The 21400-nt window shown below is 68.9% G+C and carries 18 protein-coding genes; 6 read left to right on the forward strand and 12 right to left on the reverse strand.

Going from position 1 to position 21400, the window contains the following annotated elements; genetic code table 11:
- Positions 1 to 27: 27 nt before the first annotated feature.
- The 4 genes from ACFV2O_RS07650 (at position 28) to ACFV2O_RS07665 (ending at position 5255) form a co-directional block, all read left to right on the forward strand.
- On the forward strand, positions 28 to 1032 hold the full coding sequence (locus ACFV2O_RS07650; protein ID WP_379251014.1) for an NAD-dependent epimerase/dehydratase family protein: 1005 nt from the start codon (positions 28 to 30) through the stop codon (positions 1030 to 1032).
- Positions 1033 to 1063: 31 nt separating this feature from the next.
- Entirely contained in the window at positions 1064 to 2080 is a 1017-nt protein-coding gene (locus tag ACFV2O_RS07655) for an Rv2578c family radical SAM protein (RefSeq protein ID WP_379251016.1), read from the forward strand.
- 110 nt (positions 2081 to 2190) lie between these two features.
- Positions 2191 to 4179, forward strand: a complete 1989-nt coding sequence (locus tag ACFV2O_RS07660; protein ID WP_379251018.1) for a 2-oxoacid:acceptor oxidoreductase subunit alpha — start codon at positions 2191 to 2193, stop codon at positions 4177 to 4179.
- The gene (locus ACFV2O_RS07665) at positions 4176 to 5255 is read left to right on the forward strand and encodes a 2-oxoacid:ferredoxin oxidoreductase subunit beta (RefSeq protein WP_379251020.1); all 1080 of its coding nucleotides are present in this window, start codon (positions 4176 to 4178) and stop codon (positions 5253 to 5255) included. The genes ACFV2O_RS07660 and ACFV2O_RS07665 overlap by 4 nt, the downstream gene beginning before the upstream one ends.
- A gap of 47 nt (positions 5256 to 5302) precedes the next feature.
- Here ACFV2O_RS07665 and ACFV2O_RS07670 read toward each other — a convergent pair whose 3' ends face one another.
- The 3 genes from ACFV2O_RS07670 to hisS all read right to left on the reverse strand — a co-directional run bounded on the left by ACFV2O_RS07670 (position 5303) and on the right by hisS (position 8514).
- Positions 5303 to 6307, reverse strand: coding sequence for a malate dehydrogenase (locus tag ACFV2O_RS07670; RefSeq protein WP_379251022.1), 1005 nt, complete (start codon positions 6305 to 6307; stop codon positions 5303 to 5305).
- A 134-nt stretch (positions 6308 to 6441) separates the two neighbouring features.
- Positions 6442 to 7089 carry a hypothetical protein gene (locus tag ACFV2O_RS07675; RefSeq protein ID WP_356961671.1) on the reverse strand — a complete coding sequence of 216 codons (648 nt, stop codon included), beginning with the start codon at positions 7087 to 7089 and terminating at the stop codon, positions 6442 to 6444.
- A 153-nt stretch (positions 7090 to 7242) separates the two neighbouring features.
- Positions 7243 to 8514, reverse strand: a complete 1272-nt coding sequence (gene hisS / locus ACFV2O_RS07680; protein WP_379251024.1) for a histidine--tRNA ligase — start codon at positions 8512 to 8514, stop codon at positions 7243 to 7245.
- Between the two features lie 139 nt (positions 8515 to 8653).
- On the opposite strand from hisS, the gene ACFV2O_RS07685 reads away from it, so the two are divergent.
- Both ACFV2O_RS07685 and ACFV2O_RS07690 read left to right on the forward strand, forming a co-directional pair.
- Positions 8654 to 9532, forward strand: a complete 879-nt coding sequence (locus ACFV2O_RS07685; protein ID WP_356961670.1) for a peptidylprolyl isomerase — start codon at positions 8654 to 8656, stop codon at positions 9530 to 9532.
- A 407-nt stretch (positions 9533 to 9939) separates the two neighbouring features.
- Complete coding sequence (locus ACFV2O_RS07690; protein ID WP_355070533.1) at positions 9940 to 10488, forward strand: hypothetical protein; 549 nt, start codon at positions 9940 to 9942, stop codon at positions 10486 to 10488.
- An 89-nt stretch (positions 10489 to 10577) separates the two neighbouring features.
- Here ACFV2O_RS07690 and ACFV2O_RS07695 read toward each other — a convergent pair whose 3' ends face one another.
- The 9 genes from ACFV2O_RS07695 to ACFV2O_RS07735 are packed head-to-tail and all read right to left on the reverse strand — an operon-like array spanning position 10578 to position 21386.
- A complete protein-coding gene (locus tag ACFV2O_RS07695; protein WP_355070531.1) occupies positions 10578 to 10961 on the reverse strand; it encodes a DUF4913 domain-containing protein in 384 nt (127 codons plus the stop codon).
- Positions 10958 to 12793, reverse strand: a complete 1836-nt coding sequence (locus ACFV2O_RS07700; RefSeq protein ID WP_355070529.1) for a TraM recognition domain-containing protein — start codon at positions 12791 to 12793, stop codon at positions 10958 to 10960. The genes ACFV2O_RS07695 and ACFV2O_RS07700 overlap by 4 nt, the downstream gene beginning before the upstream one ends.
- Before the next feature lie 42 nt (positions 12794 to 12835).
- The gene (locus ACFV2O_RS07705; protein WP_379251027.1) at positions 12836 to 13468 is read right to left on the reverse strand and encodes a hypothetical protein; all 633 of its coding nucleotides are present in this window, start codon (positions 13466 to 13468) and stop codon (positions 12836 to 12838) included.
- A complete protein-coding gene (locus ACFV2O_RS07710) occupies positions 13465 to 15129 on the reverse strand; it encodes a peptidoglycan DD-metalloendopeptidase family protein (RefSeq protein WP_379251029.1) in 1665 nt (554 codons plus the stop codon). Before ACFV2O_RS07710 ends, ACFV2O_RS07705 begins: the two co-directional genes overlap by 4 nt.
- A gap of 37 nt (positions 15130 to 15166) precedes the next feature.
- Positions 15167 to 15475, reverse strand: coding sequence for a transposase (locus ACFV2O_RS07715; protein ID WP_039798972.1), 309 nt, complete (start codon positions 15473 to 15475; stop codon positions 15167 to 15169).
- A complete protein-coding gene (locus ACFV2O_RS07720; protein WP_379251031.1) occupies positions 15472 to 17616 on the reverse strand; it encodes a hypothetical protein in 2145 nt (714 codons plus the stop codon). The genes ACFV2O_RS07715 and ACFV2O_RS07720 overlap by 4 nt, the downstream gene beginning before the upstream one ends.
- 7 nt (positions 17617 to 17623) lie before the next feature.
- Positions 17624 to 19114 (reverse strand): SCO6880 family protein, encoded by a 1491-nt coding sequence (locus ACFV2O_RS07725; protein ID WP_355070521.1) that lies wholly within the window; start codon positions 19112 to 19114, stop codon positions 17624 to 17626.
- Positions 19111 to 20586, reverse strand: a complete 1476-nt coding sequence (locus ACFV2O_RS07730; RefSeq protein WP_379251033.1) for a hypothetical protein — start codon at positions 20584 to 20586, stop codon at positions 19111 to 19113. The genes ACFV2O_RS07725 and ACFV2O_RS07730 overlap by 4 nt, the downstream gene beginning before the upstream one ends.
- Positions 20580 to 21386, reverse strand: a complete 807-nt coding sequence (locus ACFV2O_RS07735; protein ID WP_379251035.1) for a hypothetical protein — start codon at positions 21384 to 21386, stop codon at positions 20580 to 20582. The genes ACFV2O_RS07730 and ACFV2O_RS07735 overlap by 7 nt, the downstream gene beginning before the upstream one ends.
- Positions 21387 to 21400: the final 14 nt, after the last annotated feature.

Here is a 21400-nt window from a genome sequence, read left to right on the forward strand (position 1 = left end):
TAGAACAAGTTCTATATTCTCTGTCCCATGAAGGTCGCAGTGACCGGCGCAGCCGGCTACCTTGGCACGAATCTGCTCCGCCTCCTCACCGAGCGCGGCCACCAGGTCACGGCCATCGATCGGGCCGTTCCCGCCGAGCCGGCGGCACCCGGCGTCACCTGGCTGCGTGGCGACGTGCTCGACCCGGCGTCGATGCGCGCCGCGCTGGACGGCGCCGAGGTGGTCTACCACCTGGTCGCGGTGATCACCCTGGCCGAGAAGAACGATCTCGCCTGGCGGGTGAACACCGAGGGCGTGCGCGTGGTCGCCGAGGCGGCGCTGGCGGTCGGCGCGCGCCGGATGGTGCACGCCAGCTCGATCCACGCGTTCGACCAGTACAGCTGCGGCGGCCGGATCGATGAGAACGCGCCGCGGTCGACCGACCCGGCACTGCCGGTCTACGACCGCTCGAAATGGGCGGGCGAGGTGGCGCTGCGCAAGGTGATCGACCAGGGACTCGACGCGGTGCTGTGCAATCCCACCGGCGTCTTCGGCCCACTGGACCACAGCAAGCCGCTCTCGCGCATCAACCGGACGCTCAAGGACGCGGCCCTCGGGCGCGTGCCCGCCATGATCGGCGGCGGATTCGACCTGGTGGACGTGCGCGACGTCGCCGCGGGCCTGGTGCTGGCGGGCGAGAAAGGCCGCACGGGCGAGAACTACCTGCTCGGCGGATCGATGATCTCGATGCTCGAACTGTGCCGCGTCGCCGCGACCCATGGCGGCAAACGCGGCCCGAGGTTCGCCATCTCCCCCAAGCTCGTGTCCGGCGTCATCCCGGTACTCGCGCCGATCGGCAAGCTGTTCAACTCCGACATCGTCTCCAAGGCGGCGCTCGGCGCGCTGATCTCCGCGCCGGTGGTCGACCACGGCAAGGCCGAACGCGAGCTCGGCTACCGACCGCGCCCGCTCGACGACACGGTGCGCGACCTGGTCACCTTCTTCGCCGACCCGTCCGCGCTGACACCGCCCGGCACCGAGCAGATCGCTTGACAGCTGCTAGAACACATGTTCGACTGAAGGGGTGCGGTGGCAAAGCCAGACCCTGGACGCCGAGGACGGCGCCTTGCCCGGGCTGTCCCGGGCCGGTCTGGTGCGCACCGTGCGGACGCCGGAGTTCGAGGGCATCACATTCCACGAGGTGTTGTGCAAGAGCGCCCTGAACCGGGTGCCCGAGGGCGCGAACGTGCCGTTCCGATGGACCGTCAATCCCATGCGGGGTTGTTCGCACGCCTGCCGCTACTGTTTCGCGCGCGGCACGCACGAATATCTGGATCTGGACGCGGGCCGGGACTTCGATTCGCAGATCGTGGTGAAGACGAATGTCGCCGCGGTGCTGCGCAAGGAGCTCGGCAGGCGGTCCTGGCGCCGCGAGCCGGTCGCGCTGGGCACCAACACCGATCCCTATCAGCGCGCCGAGGGACGATATCGCCTGATGCCCGGCATCATTCGCGCGCTGACCGAATCCGGCACCCCGTTCTCCATCCTCACCAAAGGCACCCTGCTGCGGCGGGACCTGCCGTTGCTCACCTCGGCCGCCCGCGAGGTGCCCGTGAGTCTCGCGATGTCCATCGCGATACTGGACGAGGATCTGCACCACAGCCTGGAGCCGGGCACACCGTCACCACGAGCCCGCCTGGACCTGGTTCGCGCGCTCGCCGACGCGGGCTTCGCCGTCAACGTGCTGGTCGCACCGGTCATCCCCTGCCTCACCGACGGACGCGCCCACCTCGACGCGGTCTTCGGCGCGATCGCCGAGGCCGGGGCTCGATCGGCGGTCGCGTTCCCCATGCACCTGCGCGGCAGTACCAGGGGCTGGTTCCTGTCCTGGCTGGCCGAGCACCATCCGGCGCTGCTGCGCCGGTACCGCCAGCTGTATCGGCGCGGCGCCTACGTCACGCCGGAGTATTCCGCGTGGCTGCGCGCGCGGGTCGCTCCGCTGCTGGCGGAGCACGGTTTGACGGCGCGCGGACGGCCCGAACCCGAGACACGAGCCGAAACCGCGCACGCGAGCGACGCGCAGCTGGCATTGTTCGCCTGACGCCCGCACCGCCGAATCTCGCCGGTCCGCGCGCTTCACGGGCGCGCACCGCGTTCGACGGAGTAGTTTGGCGATGGCACCTCTCAGCGACGAGGAAGTGAAGCAGGCATATGGTTTCACACCAAAACGATGTCGGCACAGCTAAATTGGAAAAGGTCGTCATTCGGTTCGCCGGGGACTCCGGCGACGGAATGCAGCTGACCGGCGATCGCTTCACCCACGAGGCCGCCGCCTTCGGCAACGACCTGGCCACCCAGCCCAACTTCCCCGCCGAGATCCGAGCGCCCCAAGGCACGCTGCCCGGCGTCTCGTCCTTCCAGATCCAGATCGCCGACTACGACATTCTCACCGCGGGTGACCAGCCCGACGTGCTGGTCGCGATGAACCCGGCCGCGCTCAAGGCGAATCTGGAGGATCTCCCGCGCGGCGCCACCGTCATCGTCAACACCGACGAGTTCACCAAGCGGACCCTCGCCAAGGTGGGTTACGCCGCCGATCCGCTGGCCGACGAGACACTGTCGGACTTCGTGGTCCACCGCGTCCCGATGACCTCGCTCACCCTCGGCGCCACCGAATCGACCGGAGTCGGCAAGAAGGACGCCCAGCGCGCGAAGAACATGTTCGCCCTCGGCCTGCTGTCCTGGATGTACGGGCGCCCGATCGGCGGCACCGAGCAGTTCATGCGGGAGAAGTTCGCGACCAAGCCGGATATCGCCGAGGCCAACATCCTGGCGTTCCGGGCGGGCTGGAACTACGGCGAGACCACCGAGAGCTTCGCCACCACCTACGAGATCGCGCCCGCCGCACTCCCGCCGGGCACCTACCGCCAGATCACCGGCAACACCGCGCTCGCCTATGGCCTGATCACCGCCGGTCAGCTCGCCGGGCTGCCCGTCTTCCTCGGGACCTATCCCATCACTCCGGCCTCGGACATCCTGCACGAGCTGAGCAAGCACAAGAATTTCGGCGTCACCACCTTCCAGGCCGAGGACGAGATCGCCGGGATCGGCGCGGCGCTCGGCGCCGGGATCGGCGGTGCGCTCGGCGTCACCAGCACATCGGGCCCCGGGCTCGCGCTCAAGAGCGAGACCATCGGCCTGGCGGTGATGACGGAGCTGCCGCTGGTGGTGATCGATGTGCAGCGCGGCGGACCGTCGACCGGACTGCCGACCAAGACCGAGCAGGCCGATCTGTTGCAGGCGCTCTACGGCCGCAACGGCGAATCACCGGTGGCGGTGCTCGCGCCGCGCTCCCCCGCCGACTGCTTCGCCACCGCGGTGGAAGCCGCGCGAATCGCCCTCACCTACCGCACTCCGGTGCTGCTGCTGTCCGACGGTGCGATCGCGAACGGCTCCGAACCGTGGTCCATCCCGCAGGTGTCGGAGCTGGAGCCGATCGACCCGGCGTTCGAACCGGAAGGCGACGACACCGACCCGTTCCAGCCGTACGCACGCGATCCCGACACGCTCGCCCGGCCGCTCGCCGTCCCTGGCACGAAGGGCCGCGCCCACCGCATCGGCGGCCTCGAGAAGGCGGACGGCAGCGGCAACATCTCCTACGACCCGGCCAATCACGAACTCATGGTTCGCCTGCGTCAAGCCAAGATCGACGGCATCGAGGTGCCCGATCTCGTGGTGGACGATCCGGACGGCACCGCCGAGCTGTTGCTGATCGGCTGGGGCAGTTCCTACGGCCCGATCGGCGAGGCGTGCCGTCGCGCGCGGCGGCGCGGTGTGCCGGTCGCCCAGGCGCATCTACGGCATCTGAATCCGTTGCCCGCCAACCTCGGGGAGGTACTGCGCCGTTATCGCGTCGTGGTCGCGCCCGAGATGAACGGCGGCCAGCTCGCCACGCTGCTACGGGCGAAGTACCTGGTCGACGTGCGACCGTGGACGAAGATCGCGGGCACCGCGTTCTCCGCCCAGGAGCTGGTCGGGGTCATCGACGCGGCGCTGGACGGGTCGATCGAGGAGCTGGAACAGAACAAGGTCTTCGCCGCACGGGCGCGGGCCACCTATAGAACACTGCCGGACGAAGGCCGTCCACAGCCCAGCGCAGGCGAGGCAGCCACATATCGGATGTCTGGGGGTATCGCATGACCATCGTGGAAACCTCACTGGTCGGCACCGATCTGGGACTCACCGGTGTATCCGGGGTGCCGTCCGCGGACGGACCGCAGAAGGTGAAGGACTTCACCTCCGATCAGGAAGTGCGCTGGTGCCCCGGCTGCGGCGACTACGTGATCCTGGCGACTGTGCGCGGCTTCCTGGCGGAACTCGGATTGCGCCGGGAGAACCTGATGTTCGTGTCCGGGATCGGCTGCTCCAGCCGCTTCCCGTATTACTTGGAGGCCTACGGCATCCATTCCATCCACGGTCGCGCTCCCGCGATCGCGACCGGATTGGCGGTCAGCAGGCCCGATCTGTCGGTCTGGGTGGTGACCGGTGACGGCGACGCGCTGTCCATCGGAGGCAACCACCTCATCCACGCGCTGCGCCGCAACGTGAACATGACGATCCTGCTGTTCAACAACCGGATCTACGGCTTGACGAAGGGCCAGTACTCGCCCACCTCGGAACAGGGCAAGATCACCAAGTCGACCCCGATGGGCTCGGTGGACCACCCGTTCAACACCCTGTCGGTCGCGCTGGGCGCGGAAGCGACCTTCGCCGCCCGCGCGCTCGACTCCGATCGTGCGGGACTCACCGAGGTGCTGCGCGCCGCCGCCGAACACCGGGGCACGTCGTTCGTGGAGATCCTGCAGGACTGCCCGATCTTCAACGACGGCTCGTTCGACGCGCTGCGCCGGGACAACGCCGCCGACCATCTCGTCCCGCTGCGGCACGGCGAGCCGATCCGATTCGGCACCGAGGGCGAATTCGCGGTGATACGACGGGGTTTCGGGCTCGCGGTGGCCCGGGCCGACAGCGTCGCGGAGTCCGATATCGTGGTGCACGACGCCTTCGCCGACGACCCGGAGTACGCCTACGCGTTGTCGCGGCTGTCCGATCAAGGGCTCGAACACGTGGTCACAGGTATCTTCCGCAGCGTCTCTCGACCGACCTACGACGACGCGGTGCGCTACCAGATCGAGACGGCGCGGGAACGGAAGCCCGTCGGTCCCGAATCGCTGCAGTCCCTGCTCACCGGATCCGAAACCTGGACGGTCGGATAGCTGGCCGCGCCTGACCGGCTCTGCGGGGCGGACGCTCGCGGCGCCGGTCAGGCGCGCTTGGCGAAACCGAGGTCGACGACGGCGTCGCGCTCTTGTACCAACTCCGCGACCGACGCATCGATCCGGGGACGGGCCAGAGCATCGATCGCCAGGTCGGGCACGATGGTGTACTCGCCGTTCGCGCAGGTGACCGGGAACGAGCTGATCAGCCCGTCCGGCACGCCGTAGGAGCCGTCCGAGGCAACGGCCATGGAAACCCAGTCACCGTGCCGCGTGCCGCGCACCCAGTCGTGGATGTGGTCGATCGCGGCGCTGGCCGCACTCGCCGCCGAGGACGCGCCGCGCGCCTGGATGATGGCGGTGCCGCGCTGCTGCACGGTGGGCACGAACTGCTCGGTCAGCCACGCCGGATCGCCGATCAGGTCGAGGGCGGGACGTCCCGCGATGGTGGCGTGCGCGATGTCGGGGTACTGCGTCGCCGAGTGATTGCCCCAGATCGCGACCCGCGCGATGTCGGCGGCGGGCGCACCGGTCTTCTTGGCCAGTTGCGCGATGGCGCGATTGTGGTCCAGCCGCGTCATGGCGGTGAAACGCTCGGCGGGCACGTCCGGTGCGTTGCTCATGGCGATGAAGGCGTTGGTGTTGGCCGGGTTGCCGATCACGAGCACCTTCACGTCGTCCGCGGCGCTGGCGTTGATCGCGGCGCCCTGCTCGGTGAAGATCGCGCCGTTGGCGGCGAGCAGATCCGAACGTTCCATCCCGGCGGTGCGCGGCCGCGCGCCGACCAGCAGGGCGATATCGGCGCCAGCGAAGCCGATCCACGGGTCGTCGCTGATGTCGACGGACTCCAGCAACCCGAACGCGCCGTCTTCCAGTTCCATCGCGACGCCCTCCAGCGACGCCACCGCGGCGGGGACTTCCAGCAGCCGCAGACGCACGCGTGTGTCCGGGCCGAGCATCGCGCCGGAAGCGATCCGGAACAGCATGCCGTAGGCGATCTGGCCCGCGGCTCCGGTCACGGTGACGGTCACGGTCCCAGCGGCGGTGCTCACGACGAACTCCTTGCGGTAGGCGGACTTCTGTTGCCCACCCTAACCACTCTCACCGCCGCCGAAGGCCGACGGTGAGCTACGCGACAGTGACTCGTGCGCCCGCCCGGCCCCGGCCCCGGAGGAGAACCGCGGGGTCAGCTGAGTGTGGCGACCTCGCTGTCGGTCAGCACGATCGGCGAAACCGCGTCCTTGGCGCGCGCCAGCCGCACGGCGCGATACAGCGGCCGTTCCTCCAGCCCGGCGTCGCGCGCCTCGGCCCGCAACTGCCGCACCAGCATCTCGGAAACCGCTACGGCCGCGGCCAATCGACTGGCGGCGAGCGCGTCCGCGAGCCTGCGCAAACCGACCAGGTGCAATTCGCGGCCGCTGCCCACGTCGGTGTACATGGCCAGCGGAACGACCTGGGAGACCTCACCGGCGGTGACCCGCAGAGCGATCCGGCTCAACCGGGCCGGGAACACCAGGACCTCGACCCCGGTGGCCGCCGACATCTCCACCCGCCGTTCACCGAACAGTCTGCGGGCGTGGATCATCGTGCCGGTCAACCACATTCGCCGCCGACGCAGCGCGACGGCGTACAGGACGGTCGGCGCGCCGACGACGACGCCGACCGCCGCGGCGATCGGCCAGCTCACCACGGTCGCGGCCAGCAACGCCGCGCCGACCCCGATACCCGACGCGGCCAGCGCGAGGCGGCGCAACATCGGCGCGTACAACTCGGGCGCGACCAGATCGAGGCCCACCGGCGCGAGCGCCCGCTGGTCATCAGAATTCGTGGACACTACTCCGCCCTCTCGCGACTCCGGCGGCGGTGGTGTGCGCGCCGGTCACGCTACTGCTCCCGTCGCCCGGCCGACGACGGGTTCGACGCACAGTACCGTGCGCGCGGCGGGCGCGCCGCGAAACTCGACGGGCAGCGCGCACCCGCCGCCCCGCTACCCGGCCAGCGACTCCCGGATCACGCCGACCACCTCGAGCAGCGGAATCTGCCGTTGCTCACCGGTCGCCATGTCCTTGAGCCCGATGGTGTTCTCCGCGAGGTCACGATCGCCGAGCACGAGGGTGAACTTCGCCCCGGAACGGTCGGACGCCTTCATCGCGCCCTTCACACCGCGCCCGCCGTAGGCCAGATCGACCCGGACACCCGCCGCGCGCAACTGCGCGGCGACCACTACAAGCCGCTGCTTGGCGGCGTCGCCCAGCGGCACGCCGAACACCTCGCAGCGCGCCGGGTTGCCCGCCGACTTGCCCTCGGCCGCCAGCGCCAGCATGGTCCGGTCGACGCCGAGGCCGAATCCGATACCCGACAGCGGCTGCCCCCCGAGCTCGGCCATGAGACCGTCGTAACGGCCACCGCCGCCGATGCCGGACTGCGCGCCCAGACCGTCGTGCACGAACTCGAACGTGGTCTTGGTGTAGTAGTCGAGGCCGCGCACCATGCGCGGGTTCACCACGTACGGCACGCCCAGCGCTTCGAGGTGGCCGAGTACCTGCTCGAAGTGCGCCTTGGCCGACTCCGACAGGTGATCGATCATCAGCGGCGCGTTCGCGGTCATCTCCCGTACCTCGGGCCGCTTGTCGTCCAGCACGCGCAGCGGGTTGAGCTGGGCGCGCCGCTTCGTCTCCTCGTCCAGCGGCAGTCCGAACAGGAAATCCTGCAGCAGTTCGCGGTACTGCGGGCGGCACGTCTCGTCACCCAGCGAGGTGACCTCGAGGCGGAATCCGTCCAGGCCCAGGCCGCGGAACCCGGCATCGGCGATCGCGATGACCTCCGCGTCGAGCGCCGGATCGTCGACGCCGATCGCCTCGATGCCCACCTGCTGCAACTGGCGGTACCGGCCCGCTTGCGGCCGCTCGTAGCGGAAGAAGGGACCCGCGTAGCACAGCTTCACCGGGAGCTGACCGCGATCGAGGCCGTGTTCGATGACCGCGCGCATCACGCCCGCCGTGCCCTCGGGACGCAGCGTGACGCTGCGGTCGCCGCGGTCGGGGAAGGTGTACATCTCCTTGGTGACCACGTCGGTGGACTCGCCGACGCCACGGGCGAACAGGCCCGTGTCCTCGAAGACCGGCAGCTCGATATGCCCGTACCCGGCCAGTCGGGCGGCGCGGAGCAGGCCGTCGCGCACCGCGACGAACTCTGCCGAGCCGGGCGGCACGTAGTCCGGTACCCCCTTCGGGGCGGAGAAGCTGCTGGTCTTGGTCACGATGCTCCAGTTTTCACCACTACGGCACCGCAAGTCCAACCGGTTCCCCGAACCGACTCTCAGGAAGGTTGCGGAACAGTCTCAGGTAGAAATGGCACACTCTTATCCCGATGTAACCGGATACGGGAGGAACGTGGTAGTGCCGAGCAACGAACAGCGACGAGCAGCGGCGAAACGCAAGCTGGAACGTCAGCTCGCCAACCGGGCCGAGCGGGCGCGCAAGCGCAAGCAACTCACCATCGCCGGATCGGTACTCGGTGTCGTCGTCGTGGTCGCCGCGGTGACCGGGGTGTACTTCTTGACCCGCGGTGACGACAGCAACAGCTCCGATGCCGCCGACGCCTCGCTTTCCAGCACTCCCGCCGCGGCAGCCCCGCCCTCCGCGAAGGCCAAGCCCGCGACGGTCGACTGCACCTACCGCGACAGCGCCAAGCCCGCGGACAAGCCGGTGAACAAGCCGAAGGCCGGCCCCGTCCCCACCACCGGCGTCGACGCCAAGGTCAGCGTCAGCATGGACACCAGCCAGGGGCCGATCGGGCTGACCCTGAACAACGCCGATTCGCCGTGCACGGTGAACAGCTTCGTCAGTCTGGCGGCGCAGAACTACTTCGACGGCACCAGCTGTCACCGCATGACCGCGGGCGAGGGCCTGAAGGTCCTGCAGTGCGGCGACCCCACGGGTACCGGAATGGGTGGGCCCGGTTACGAGTTCGACAACGAATACCCGACCGACCAGTACGCTGCGAACGATCCGGCGGCGACTTCGGAGCCGATCTCGTACAAGCGTGGCGTGCTGGCCATGGCCAACGCGGGGCCGGGAACCAACGGCAGCCAGTTCTTCATCGTGTACTCCGATTCCCTGCTCCCGCCGCAGTACACGATCTTCGGCACCGTGGACGACAACAGCCTCGGCACGTTGGACAAGATCGCCGCGCTGGGCCAGGACGACTCCAACGGCCCCGGGGACGGGAAGCCCAAACAGCCGGTCACGATCCAGTCGGTGCGCATCGACCGCTGAGTGCGGATCCGGGCCCGCGGCCGTCTCCGGCCGCGGGCCCGAGCCGTATTCACGTCCCTGCAGCCGAAGTGCGGATAGTGGAACCTTTCTTCGGTTAGGGTGCCCTCAGCCCGAAGATCATCCGGCGCGCCCGAAGACACGCCGGAAATGTGCGATATATGCTGATAAAGCAGCACGCTCGTGCGATTGTGCCGACCTTTGTCAGGTAACCTCGAAACAAGGAGTTCTTGCAGCGTACTGCGGCCTCGGCCGGGCTATCCCCGGGCAGGAAGTGCCACGCCGCAAGTTCTTCGGGTGTCCACGTTGGCAGGCGGGACCCGCTGCACGGGACTACAGTTCGCGTGGCGGCGTCCGTAACGAAGCACCACCATCATCCATAGTGATCACCGCAGCATCGGGGAGCAGCCATGTCCGAGGAACTGGACGACATCGGCCGGGAAACCGCGGCCATGATGAGGACAATGTTGCAGCTTGCGACGCTCGTCGCCTTGCGTACCCGCGAGCGTGGTCAGAAGGAAGCCGAAGCGCGCGTCAAGCTCACCGAGGCCCGGATCAAAGAGGCCAAGGAACTGCAGTTGCGGGAGGCCAGGGACGCGAAGGCCAAGGACCCGCGCAACACCGAGCTGGCCCGGCTGATCGAGAAGCCGATCCCGGAAAAGGGTGTGTCCCTGGAGAAGGACCGCTTCTCCGCGCAGGCCGAGGCATCACGGATGGCGGCCAATGCCGCCGCCGCCAAGCCGGCCTTGCAGTACGACTCCCAGGAACGCCGGATGGCGATCGCGGCACATCTCGCGAAAATGGGTGTGGCGCCGGAACTCGCCGCGGTGCGGATGCTGATCGAAGTAGGGCAGGCACAGCCGCCGGGTGAGGCCGTACGCACCCGCCCCGGCGAGGCGCCCGCGGTTACCAGGGCAGGACGGGAACAGGATCCCCGTGGCTTGGAGCGCACGCGATAGCACGAGACGGACGAGTGCCCGCTGGATGATCCAGCGGGCACTCGTCCGTTCCGAACCCTTTCGGCGAGAATCGCCGTGACGCATCGCTACTACGGCGGGAAGTTACCGATCGTAGGGTCACTGAACATGCCGTTCTGCGGCGCCTTCGTCGGCAGCGGGTTGAGCATGTCCTTATGACCGTTGCGCACACTGCAATACTTGAACGGTCCCTTGGGATCGAACAATTTCGCCATATGCGGATCGGCATGATCCAGGAACCAGACGCTCAGTCCGGTCGCTCCGTCCTGGCGGTAGTGCTCCCAAGCGCGCCATAACGCGTCCAGCCGGGCAATTGCCTCCGCGTGCTGCCACCACTCCGGGCACCACACGGTGTCACTGAGATCGGTGACCTGCCGACGGTAGATCACACTGAGATAGTTCTCGACGAACTCGACCACGTTCGCGTAGTGCATGTTCTGCTGCGGTTCGTTCACAGCGGCCGGACCTCCTCGACTTGGCCGTACTCCGGCGGTGGCGTCGACTTGCTCAGCGACGGCGAACCGATGACGTCCGCGATCTGCGTCTTGCGCTGCGGATCATGGTGCGAGATGGACTGTTTCACGTCGGAAGCGTACTCACCCTCCCACCACGGCACGGTACGGATGAGCACCGGTGGCGCACCGGACGGGAACAGGATGGCCCGCCCACGCGGCAGCGTCGCCAGACCGTTGACCGAGAACGTCTTGGACGAGCCCAGCGAGCGTGAGTAGCTCTTGCCGCCCTTGGATTCGGACACCGACTGCGAGATCGCGTCGTACTCGCCGAGCACGTCCGAACGCTCCTGCAGGAACTTCGTGTCGTCCACGCCGCTGCCGAGCACTTTGATGTTCGCCGCCGACCACAACGCGTTCATGCCGCTCTCACCCCAGCAGCGGGCGCCCTGCGCCCAGGACTGCAGCACGGTCATCACGACGATGCCCCGGGAGCCGAAGTGGCTGTACTGCTTGGGCAGATCCTTCCAGCGCACCACGTTTGCCGCCTCGTCCAGCACCGCGAGCAGCGGGATCGCCAGGCGCCCACCGGCCGACTGCGACGCCTTGCGCATCGCCACGTCCACCACCGCCTCGGTGAGCGCGCTCACCAGCGGCGCGGCCGAACCGCGGCCCTCCAGCGACAAGCTGTAGAGCGTTCCGTTGTTCTCCAGGAACTCCAGCTCGTCGAATTCCCTGCGGTCGCCGCCCCGGGAAATCCACGGATGCACGTTCGACAGTTTCAGGCAGCGGATCATCTTCTTGGCCGTGCCGAAGATGCCGCTGCGCGTGCGCGGATCGGTGTTGTACTGCGAGGACAGGCCCGAGGCCGTGTAGTGATGGCGGGCGGCGCGCAGCAGCTCGATGGGCTCGGTGTCCTGCGGATTGGTCACCCACTCCCAGACCTGCACGATCGGCCTGCTGCCGTTGCGGTCGCCGACGGCGGCGGCGAGGAACAACCCGGCCAGCAGGTCCTCGGCCTCGGGATCGAAGAACGCGTCGGTCTTCGTGTCGCGGCCGTCGTCACCGTCGGCGAAGTGCCCCGCAAGCCGCGCCGCGCGCATCTCACAACCTTCGCGCTTGGCGTCCACCCAGGACAGCGGATCCCAGAACCAGGTCGGCTCTTCACCCGCGACACCCTGCGGGTCGAAGACGAAGGTGGGGCTTCCCTTGGACTCCCGCACGTCGCGGGTGGCGTCCACCACGTCGCGCTTGTTCGAGGTGGCCAGCACCGGGCCGATCGCGCTGAGGATCGCCGGGATGACCCTGGAGGTCGACTTGCCCTGACGTGGACCCCAGATGTCCAGGTGCAGATCCTCGTACGAACCGTAGAGCATCACCCCGTCGGCCACACCAACGCCGATCGGCACGCCCGGAGCGTCGTCGTAGCCGAGTCTCACCCCCAGCTGCTCGGCCTTCTCCCGGACGCCCGCTTCGGTGAGCATCGAGATCGCGCCGCCGTTGCCCATCACGTCGGCCTTGTCGTCGACCGGCAACCTGCCTTTGGACCGGCGCTTCTGCAACTCCTTGCGGATCACCAGATACGCTACGACGCTGAGGATCACCAGCAGCACGATCGCCGTCGCCGCGCCCGGCCAGCGCAGCCTTCCTCGCGCCAGATCGGCCGCGATGGCGATCGGGTTGAACGGAACCTTCTGCGGGCTGCCCTCGAGCATGTTGCCCAGATGCAGCGCGAGCCAGAGGGTTCCGAAGATCGCGAAGCCGGCGTAGGTCAGTAGCAGGCTGACATCGGGTCCGGGGATGGCCGGATCCGTCACCTTTTTCTTCTTCGCCATGTGTCCCTCCTGGGTCGGCCGTCCGGTACGGAAAGCGAGTGGTCAGCGGAATGCGTCGAGCCGCCAGCCGTCGGGTGTGCGCACAACGGTGGCGATCACCGTCGCGGGCGGCAGCGGCTCCTTGCGTCCGTTCGGATGGACGACGGTCTGCTCGATCCCGATCTTGAACTGCTGGACGTTCGGATCACTGAGGGCCGGAGCCTTCTCGCCGGACGCGAAGGTGAACGCCTCCACATGCGCCCCTTCCCTCGCCCAATCCGCCCACTGCAGTGTCGACTTCGGCGTCTGCACTGCGGTCGGCGTCGCATCCAGCATACGAATCAGGCTGGGGCCGAGAAACTTCCGCGCTCGGCCCAGAGACTCGCCCTGGGTCTCGGTGGCGGGCTGCCAACTGTAGATTTCCCGCAACGCCGCGACCGCGACGCCGTCCGGCGTCACCGGGTCGGGGGCGGGCACGCCCTCCAGCAACCGGGGTGTGGACGTAGCGGAATGCGCCGCATCGGATCCCGAGTCCGCGCGGTCCGTCCGGCCACAGGCCGCACCCAGCACCGCGACGCTCACCACCAGCATCACCACCAGTTTCGCGCGTGCATTTGCTCTGTCCATCCAGGCTAGCCGCACACCGGGACGTCGCGGCAGTCCCGCCGCCGTGTGTTCGCGCCCGTGAACGCTCACAGCACCCTCCTCGCCCGTCCGTCTCCTGGCACCGCGACTTCCGAAACGCCGCCGCCGGATCGGACGTCCGCGCCGGGCACCGACTGGATCATCCGGCCGTTGCCCGCATAGACGCCGACCTGCGCGGGTCCACGCGCGCCGAAGGAGCTGAATACCAGATCCCCGGGCTGCGCCTTGCTCATCGGCACCTCCGCGCCCGCCTCCCACTGCTGTTCGGCCGTGCGCGGCAACGTCACCGCGCCGGAGGACGCCGCGAACACCGCCGCCGCGGTCAGACCCGGTCCGTCCAACCCCCCGCCGCTCGGTCCTTGGGGTCCCCCGCCACCCCACACGTAGGGCGTGCCGAGCCACTCGTGCGCGGCTTGGACGATCTGGTCGCCGGCCGAACCCTGCCCAGGGGTGAACCGGCCGAGCGAACCCGGCGCTCGGTATTGCGCTTCCATGGTGAGAATGTTGCGCACGTATGGCTGGGTCTCGGCGTAGTGCGCAGCGAGCTGGTTCGGCATGCCGCCCGAGGCCAGCACCGCGCCTTCGCCGGCGTTGTACGCCGCCAGCGTCAAAGCGACGATGTCGCCCTGCACCCTGCCCTCGGCCTGCCACCGCTGGATCTGGTGCGCGATCGCGCACATGTAACGCCCCTGGCCGACGATCGCGTCCCCGTCGTCCCACACGCTGGCCACGCCGTTGCCGTCGGCATCGATCACGTACGGCTGACCGTCGTCGGGATCGATGCTCACCGCGGTGGTCGGCAGGAACTGGGCCAGGCCCTGCGCACCGGCGGGCGAGGTCGCGCCGCGCCGGAAACCGGATTCCTGCCTGCCCTGCGCGGCCAGTAGCGACGGCGTGATCTGCGGGCAGATCGAACCCGCACGGCGGTACCAGATCTCCAGTTCTTGTGGCACCTTGCCCGCGGCCAGCGCGCCACCGGCGGTGCCGAAACCGAGGCTGCAGCGTGGATCGCTGGAATACGCTCGCGCACCGCCGACATCCGGGGTCGGCGCACCGTCCAGCCAGGGCAGCGGGTCGATCTGCCGTCCGCCGGTGAATCGGCCGCCCGGGACGATCTCGAAATGCAGGTGGGGACCGCTGGATTCGCCCGCCGACCCCACCGCGCCGATGTGCTGCCCCGCGGTCACCGTGTCGCCCGGCCGGACCAGGACGCCGGAGTCCCACATGTGGCCGTAGACCGCCGAGTACGAACGGCCGTTGATGTCCACCGAGTCGACGACGATCCAGTTGCCGAATCCGGATGCCGGACCGGCGGCGACGACGCGGCCGTCGGAGACCGAGAAGATGGGCGTACCGTCCGGCGCGGCCAGGTCGACGCCCTTGTGCGCGCCACCCCGCGCGCCGAACGTGTCCGACACCGTGAAGGTTCCGGTGGCCATCGGCAACGTGCGGCGCAGCGGGCCGACTCCCGCCGCGAGTGAGGGTGTGGCGGTCGCGGCCGGATTGGGTCGGCTCGCGCCGGAACCTGTTGTCGCGGCGGCGCGCCGATCGCCCGGCGGGTAACCGCCCAGCGGCGGAAGCACCGACTGCGATCCGAGCACGGAGCCGCCCTCACAGGCGTCGTCGACGGCGGGCATGACGATGACCAGCACGATGGTCATCAGGCCGAGCACCGCGCCCAGCGCCGTCCACAACACGGATTTGCCGCTCACCGCCGCACTCCGGCATCGCGCCGCGCGCAGCCCGGGTTCACGTGCGGCGCCGAGTCTCGTTGAGGGTGTCGGCCAGCGTGCGGTTCATCTCGGCGGCGGCAGCCAACTGCTGTTGCAGCAGTGCGACCTTGCGCCGCAGCGCGGTGGCGTCCATCCGCTCCAGACCGGGGCCCTCGGCCGCGCGCACCCAATTGCGCACCGAGTTCGTGTGCACACCGATCTGCTCGGCGACCACGCGGCAGGCCTCCGATTCACTGCGCAGCTTGCCGGTCAGCGCGATGACCTGTTCGACCGCCGCTTGACGCACCTCCGGCGAGACGCGTCGGTAGGACCGGTGCGGCATCATGCGGCGCTCCCCGGCGAATCCGTTCCCCGCGAGATCGATTCGGTGAACTCGCTGAACCGCTGGTTGGTGTCGTGGATCCCGCTTTCCTTCTCCGACAGCGTGAATTCCATGTGGAAGGGGATACCGGGGCGGCGATCCTCACCGATTTTCAGCAGGAACTTGCCGGTGCCGGGCGGGGAGGGCCGCTGCTGTCCCGGTTTGAGCGCCTCGCCGGTCAGCGCTTGCGGCGCGGACCATCCGGTCACCATCTCCTCCTCGGCCGAGGTGAACGGAACCGTGCTGTCGAGCCGTTTGATCTCCTCGGCCGGAAGCGCGCCGAAGATCTTGGCGCGCGCCCGCTCGAGGAAACCGAGCGCCTTCGCGATGGCGGCTTCCGATCCGAGCGCCTGCAGGTCCTTGATGGTGTGGCTGATCATGATCAGCGCGGTGGCGATGCCGCGCTGCAAGCGGGTGAGCTCGTCGACGCGGTCGACCATGAAGTCACCGAGGCCGAGCACCTGCCACAGCTCGTCCATCACCACTTGGAAATAGCGCTGCGGACCGAGTTTCGCGTCGGCGAGCACGTGCGCGGCCTCGACCGAGGCGAACCCGTCGGCCCAGCAGGCCAGCATGACCGCGGCTTTGAGCTTCTTGTCGCCGGTCGGGATGTGTGAGACGTCCATGCACACCGCGACCGCGCTGGTATCGATCGGCACGGTGGTCTGGCCGTTGAAGACCGCGCCGAACGGTCCCTGAGTGAGCGCGCGTAGGGAGCGGCGCAGCCCCTTGATCGCCTCCTGGTACTCCGCGGTGTCGTCGGCGCCCGCGTCCAGCATCAATTCCTCGCCGCCGCCGACGATCACCTCGAGCAGGTTCTCCATGATCGGCGGCTTGTCCGGCGTGTACCCGCTGCCCGGCCGATAGAGAATGCGCAGCGCGGTGGCGATCAGGGTCTCCTCGTAATCGCGGACACGATCGCCGCGTACCAGTTCCACCAGGCCCGCGATCAACGTCACCTGCCTGGCCCGCAGGTCCTGCAACACCTGCAGCTGCAGCGCCGGGAACTCTTCCAGTCGCGGGACGACCGCGCCGAGCACGCCCGCCGCGAGCGGGTTGAGCTTGCCGTGCCCGTAGCCCAGATCGATCACCTGGCCGCCGACGAGTTCGACCATCTTCCGGTAGTCCGGTTTGACGTCGGCGAGGATCAACGGCGTGATCCCTTGCGCGATGCCACCGAGCACGATGCGGCGGACCAGCGAGGACTTGCCGAAACCGTTGAGGCCGAGCACGAACAGGCTGGGGGCGGTGATGAAGCTGCCGCGCATGAACCAGTTCATCGGGTCGAAGCAGACCGGCGCGCCGGTGTGCAGATGCGAACCGAGGGGCGTGCCGATCAGCGGCGCGCCCGCGCCGACCGACCAGGGCCACAGACCGGCGACCTGGGCCGTGGTGGCACGGTACTCGACCGGGCGGCCGACCACGTTCATCCGGCCGCCGCCCGCGCCCGCGTAGCCGCGGTCGGTGAGTTGCGCTGTGCTGCGGTCGAATCCGTCCTCGATCGTCTGCTCCGCGCGGGCCGCGTAGTTGCGGCGGCGGATGTCGTCGGTGCGGACCCGGAACTGCGCCCACGCCGCCCGCAGGCCGTTGCCCTCCCTGGCGAGCATCTCCAGCTTGGCACGGGTGGCGTCGTCGAGCAGCGGTGGCCCGGATTGCTTGCGCCGATCGGCTTTCGCCTTCGCGCGACGGGCCGCCTTGTCCGTGTACGGGCTGCCCATCGCGCGGTCGGCGGTGTAATCGACCTTCGCGGGCCGTGCCACGCGACCGTTTTTGGCGCCGTTGCGCTCCGGTCGTGCGGCGATGCGCTCGGTGACCGCGTCGCGGGACATACGCGGGTTCCGTTCGGCGCGGGAGCGTTCGGTGTGCCCCCGGTCGGCGCGCACGCCGTCGGACCGGCCCGCGCCCGGTCGAGCGCGACGCTCGCCCGCTCGCCGGTCGGTCGTGTCGACGCCCAGCCGGTCCTCGCCGTTCACCCGCGCCGAGTCCCGTGTGGGGCGCCGCCGTTCCGGCCGCTGTCCCCACTCGTCCCGGCCGGATTGTTCGAGCCGCCTGCGGCGTGCGTCCTCGTCCCGTTCCCGCACGGGTGGCTCGTAGTCGCGTGCCATGAATCGCTCACCCCGCCAGTGCCTTCGGAATTGTCGCGTGTTCCGGCAGGATCACCCCGCAACCGAGCGAGGCCGCGAAGGCCGCCGCCTGGTAGCGGTAGCACCGCCGAATCTTCAAGCGCGCCTGGGTCGACAGGTCGCGCGTGATGGCTTCGATGCGCGGCAGGTCACCGCGCAAGGGCTCGGTGATGGTCACCAGCGCCCCGAAGCGGGTCACACCGTGACCCCTGGCCTGCTCCTCGCGGGCCTGCTGAGTCGCGCCCACCCGCAGCGTCGCCGCCGCGGACACGACTCCGCGTTCGCTCTGTTGGGCCACCAACGCGTTCTTGAAATCGTCGTCGACGATCTCGGCGGCGTCGGCGGCCGAGTGCGGACGGTACACGATCGCGATACGTTTGCGCGGCACTTCGGGATTCGGCGCGAGCAGCCGCTGCAGCACCCGCTCGTCGACCGCGCCCTCGGGGGCGGCATCCATTTCCCAGGTGACCGACCGGCCACCGTCGTGCACCAAGTAATCCCACTTCTCGTCGTGGGACACCGGGCCCGCGTCCGCCCAGTCCAGGCCGTGGCCTTCGGGTTCGCCCGCGGCCACCTCCAGGTCGGCCTGCGAGGCCGGATCGTAACTGCGGCGGATGAACGAGATCACCTCGTCCGCCGACATCGGCTGAGCGCGCACACCGGCTTCCGCCAGCGCGGCGCAGATGCCGGGCAGGCGCCGTCCGATCTCCACGGCTTCTTCGGCCGGGTTCTTGCGGCGCTCGGCGGTGGTGGCCTTGAACGTGATAGCCACCCGCGGCAGCAACTGCACGCGCTCCTGCGGCAGTTCCGTGGCCAACTCGTACATCACCTGCTGGGCCAGTTCGGGCGCCTCGGGCCTGGTGATCGTGGAAACCTCGGTGAGCAAACGGTTTCCGGTCTCCGGCACGGTGTCGATCACCGGCACCACGGCGACGATGTCGCTGGTCTGTCCGACCGAGGCCAGGAAGGTCCCCCACGCCGACACCCACCGGTCGATCACGGGCTGGTCCACCGCCTCATGACCTTGCGGCCACGCGCGCAGCACCACGGTGTACTGGGCGAACTGCGGCAAGTGGATCATGCCGAAGCTGTAGCCACCCGCGTCGATGCCCTCATACAACTTGGAGGGCGCGAGCAGGCCCGGCAAACGGGTGACGCCGCCGGGGATCCGGGAGAAGCGGCCACCGCGGTACACGTGCTCGCCACGACTGCGCGAGCGCATCCAGTTGAACATCATCAATCCCGTCTCGTAGCCCGAACGACCTCCGGTCCGCCACACCAGTGGGACCATCACGACGACACCGACGCCGCCGACGATCACACCCCACTGGAAGCCGCCGACCATCGCGGTGATCAGCGCCGTGATCACGACCGCGAAGCCGAGCACGGTTTCCTCCCAGCGCAAGCCGAAAAGGCCTGCGCTGCGCGGCTTCTGCCAAAGCCCGTACGAGCGGCGCTCGTAGGTGTCGGTGATTGTCATCGCGGAATGGTGCTCCTCCCGAGGTCGGGTGAACGGTTCGTCCAGCGATCGCCCGCGACGTCACCCATGGCTTGGTCGGCCCGGCTCAGCCCACCGCTCGCGGCGCGCGCCGCGCCGATCCGGCCTGCCGTCCTGGCCGCTCCGGACGCTACCCCGGCCGCGCCCGCAGGTCCGGAGGCGCGCGGAGCCGCGCCGCCCTGGGGGCCGCCGCCACCGCGCGGCGGCGTCGGCCGAGGTGCGCCGCCGCCACCACGCGGTCCGCCCGCGCCGCCCGGGCGCGGTCCGGTGCCGCTGCCGCTCACATAGCCTGCCCGGCCCGGCGCCGCAGTGCCCTTCACGCCGACCGCCTTGGTGCCCATGGCGCCGAGAGCAGCCACACCGACCAAGGTGCCGCCCGCCGCGGTGAAACCCGAACCGCCGCTGCCGACGATCGCGACGGCCGGAGTGACCAGTCGCATCAGCGCGGGCAACACGAATGCCACGCTGCACAACAGCACGATCGCCACCAGCATGCGCTGGGCCTGCTCACCGTCGGGCAAGCCGCTGGTCGGAGTGAGCGAGTCGACGTGGCCCGCCGTGGTGAACGCGATCATGTAGACGATCGCCGCCACCGGTTTCCACAACATGAAGGCGATGATCCAGCCGATGAGCTTCTGATAGGACTGCTTGCCGATGTTCATGCCGGAGGCCGCCGCGGCCAGCGGGAGCACACCGGCCGCGATCACCAGCAGTCCCTGCCGGACGATGGCGAGCACGATCTGCGCGAGCGCGCCGAGCAGGCCCACGATCGCGATGATCAGCACCAAGCCAGGCGAAAAGGCCTGCAGCTTGCTGGTTTTCACCATCAGCTCGGCGAGGTCCTTGGCATTGCCGTTGGTCGAGTCGTCGATGATCCACTCCGCGAAGCGGTCCGACGCCTGCGTGCCCGCGACGATGACCGCGCCCAGCATCCAGGAGCTGAACACGACACGGGTGAACATCCGGAACGATTCGGCCGCCTCGTTCATCGCGGCCCCGCGTCTGGCTTCGGCCAATCGCGCCCCGGAGAGGATCACCGAGGCTATCAGCAGCAGGATCTGCGCTTGGTAGGTGTAGTCGTTGATCTTCGTGAACAACGAACCGGAATCGCTGACCGCCTCGTTGGGCACCTTCATCCAGAAGGTCAACGCCAGGATGATGGCCTCGCCGAGACCGTTCATCAGCGAATCGACCACCTTGCCGAAGGTGGAGTCCCAGGCCTTGTCCTTCACCGCCGTCGCAGCCTGGTTGGGATGCGAGGCGGCATTGCCCGCCTTGCACGCGGCGGACGCGGCGTCACCGAGGGTGAAGCCGGGCAGCCCGAGGCCGTCGAGGCTGTCGTGGATCTCGTTGCACGTATCGTCGAAGCCGTACGTCTGGCCGTAGGCCACGGTCGGAGTCGCGATCATCACCGTGAAGATGACCGCGAGGATTGTGACTAGCCGCCTCACCATTGTGTCCACCCATCGATCGAACCGATCGTTTCGAGCGGCTGCGTGTCGCCCGCGGACGACTTCAATCTCCAGCCACCGTCACGCCATACCACGTTGAGTCTCATGGCCACCCAACTTCGCCCACCGTGCAAGAACTCACGGGTCTTGCGGGCGACACGAACAACAGCGAAATCGTCACCATAGCTTTCGATTCGAAATGCGTCGGACGCGTAGAGCAGCGGTTTGACGCTCTCCGGCAAGACGTCGGGCACTTTGCCCTCGGCGATCTTGCGCTCCCGGTCGGCGAGTTCCTCGGGCGTGAGTATCACCAACCGCTGCCACAGCGTGTGGTCGGTGGGCCGGGCCACGGTCCGCCAGTAGATCTGCTCGGCGGCCAGGGCAGCGCCCTGCGGGGTCTTGGCGAACCCCGTCGGCACACCGTTGTCGACGCGCGCGGGTCCATCGGTCGTCGAGAACGGAACCACGGGGCCGCCGTACACCTGCTGCCAACCGCCCGGCTGGTTCGTCCCGCCCGGCGCGCCGGTCTGCCACTCCGGATCGGTCGGCGTCCGTGGCTCGCCCGACTGCGAGAGCGCCTGCCCGGCAGGGTCTTTCGGGACATCGAAACGATGGCCGAACGAGTCCGCACCCGTTCCAGCGAAGGACGGCCCCGGACCGGGTGCGCCGGAGAGATCGGCCGATGCCGTCGTCTGCGACACCTGGCCGGCTGCCGCGTCGTCGTCCCGGACCGCGAACACGGTGACGACCGCGGCCACCGCCACGGCCAGTACCGCTCCCGCGCCCAGCACGGCAGGCGGCATGCGATCGGAAGACC

It is taken from the genome of Nocardia sp. NPDC059691, assembly GCF_042733915.1.
In the GTDB taxonomy this organism is placed as follows: domain Bacteria; phylum Actinomycetota; class Actinomycetes; order Mycobacteriales; family Mycobacteriaceae; genus Nocardia; species Nocardia sichangensis.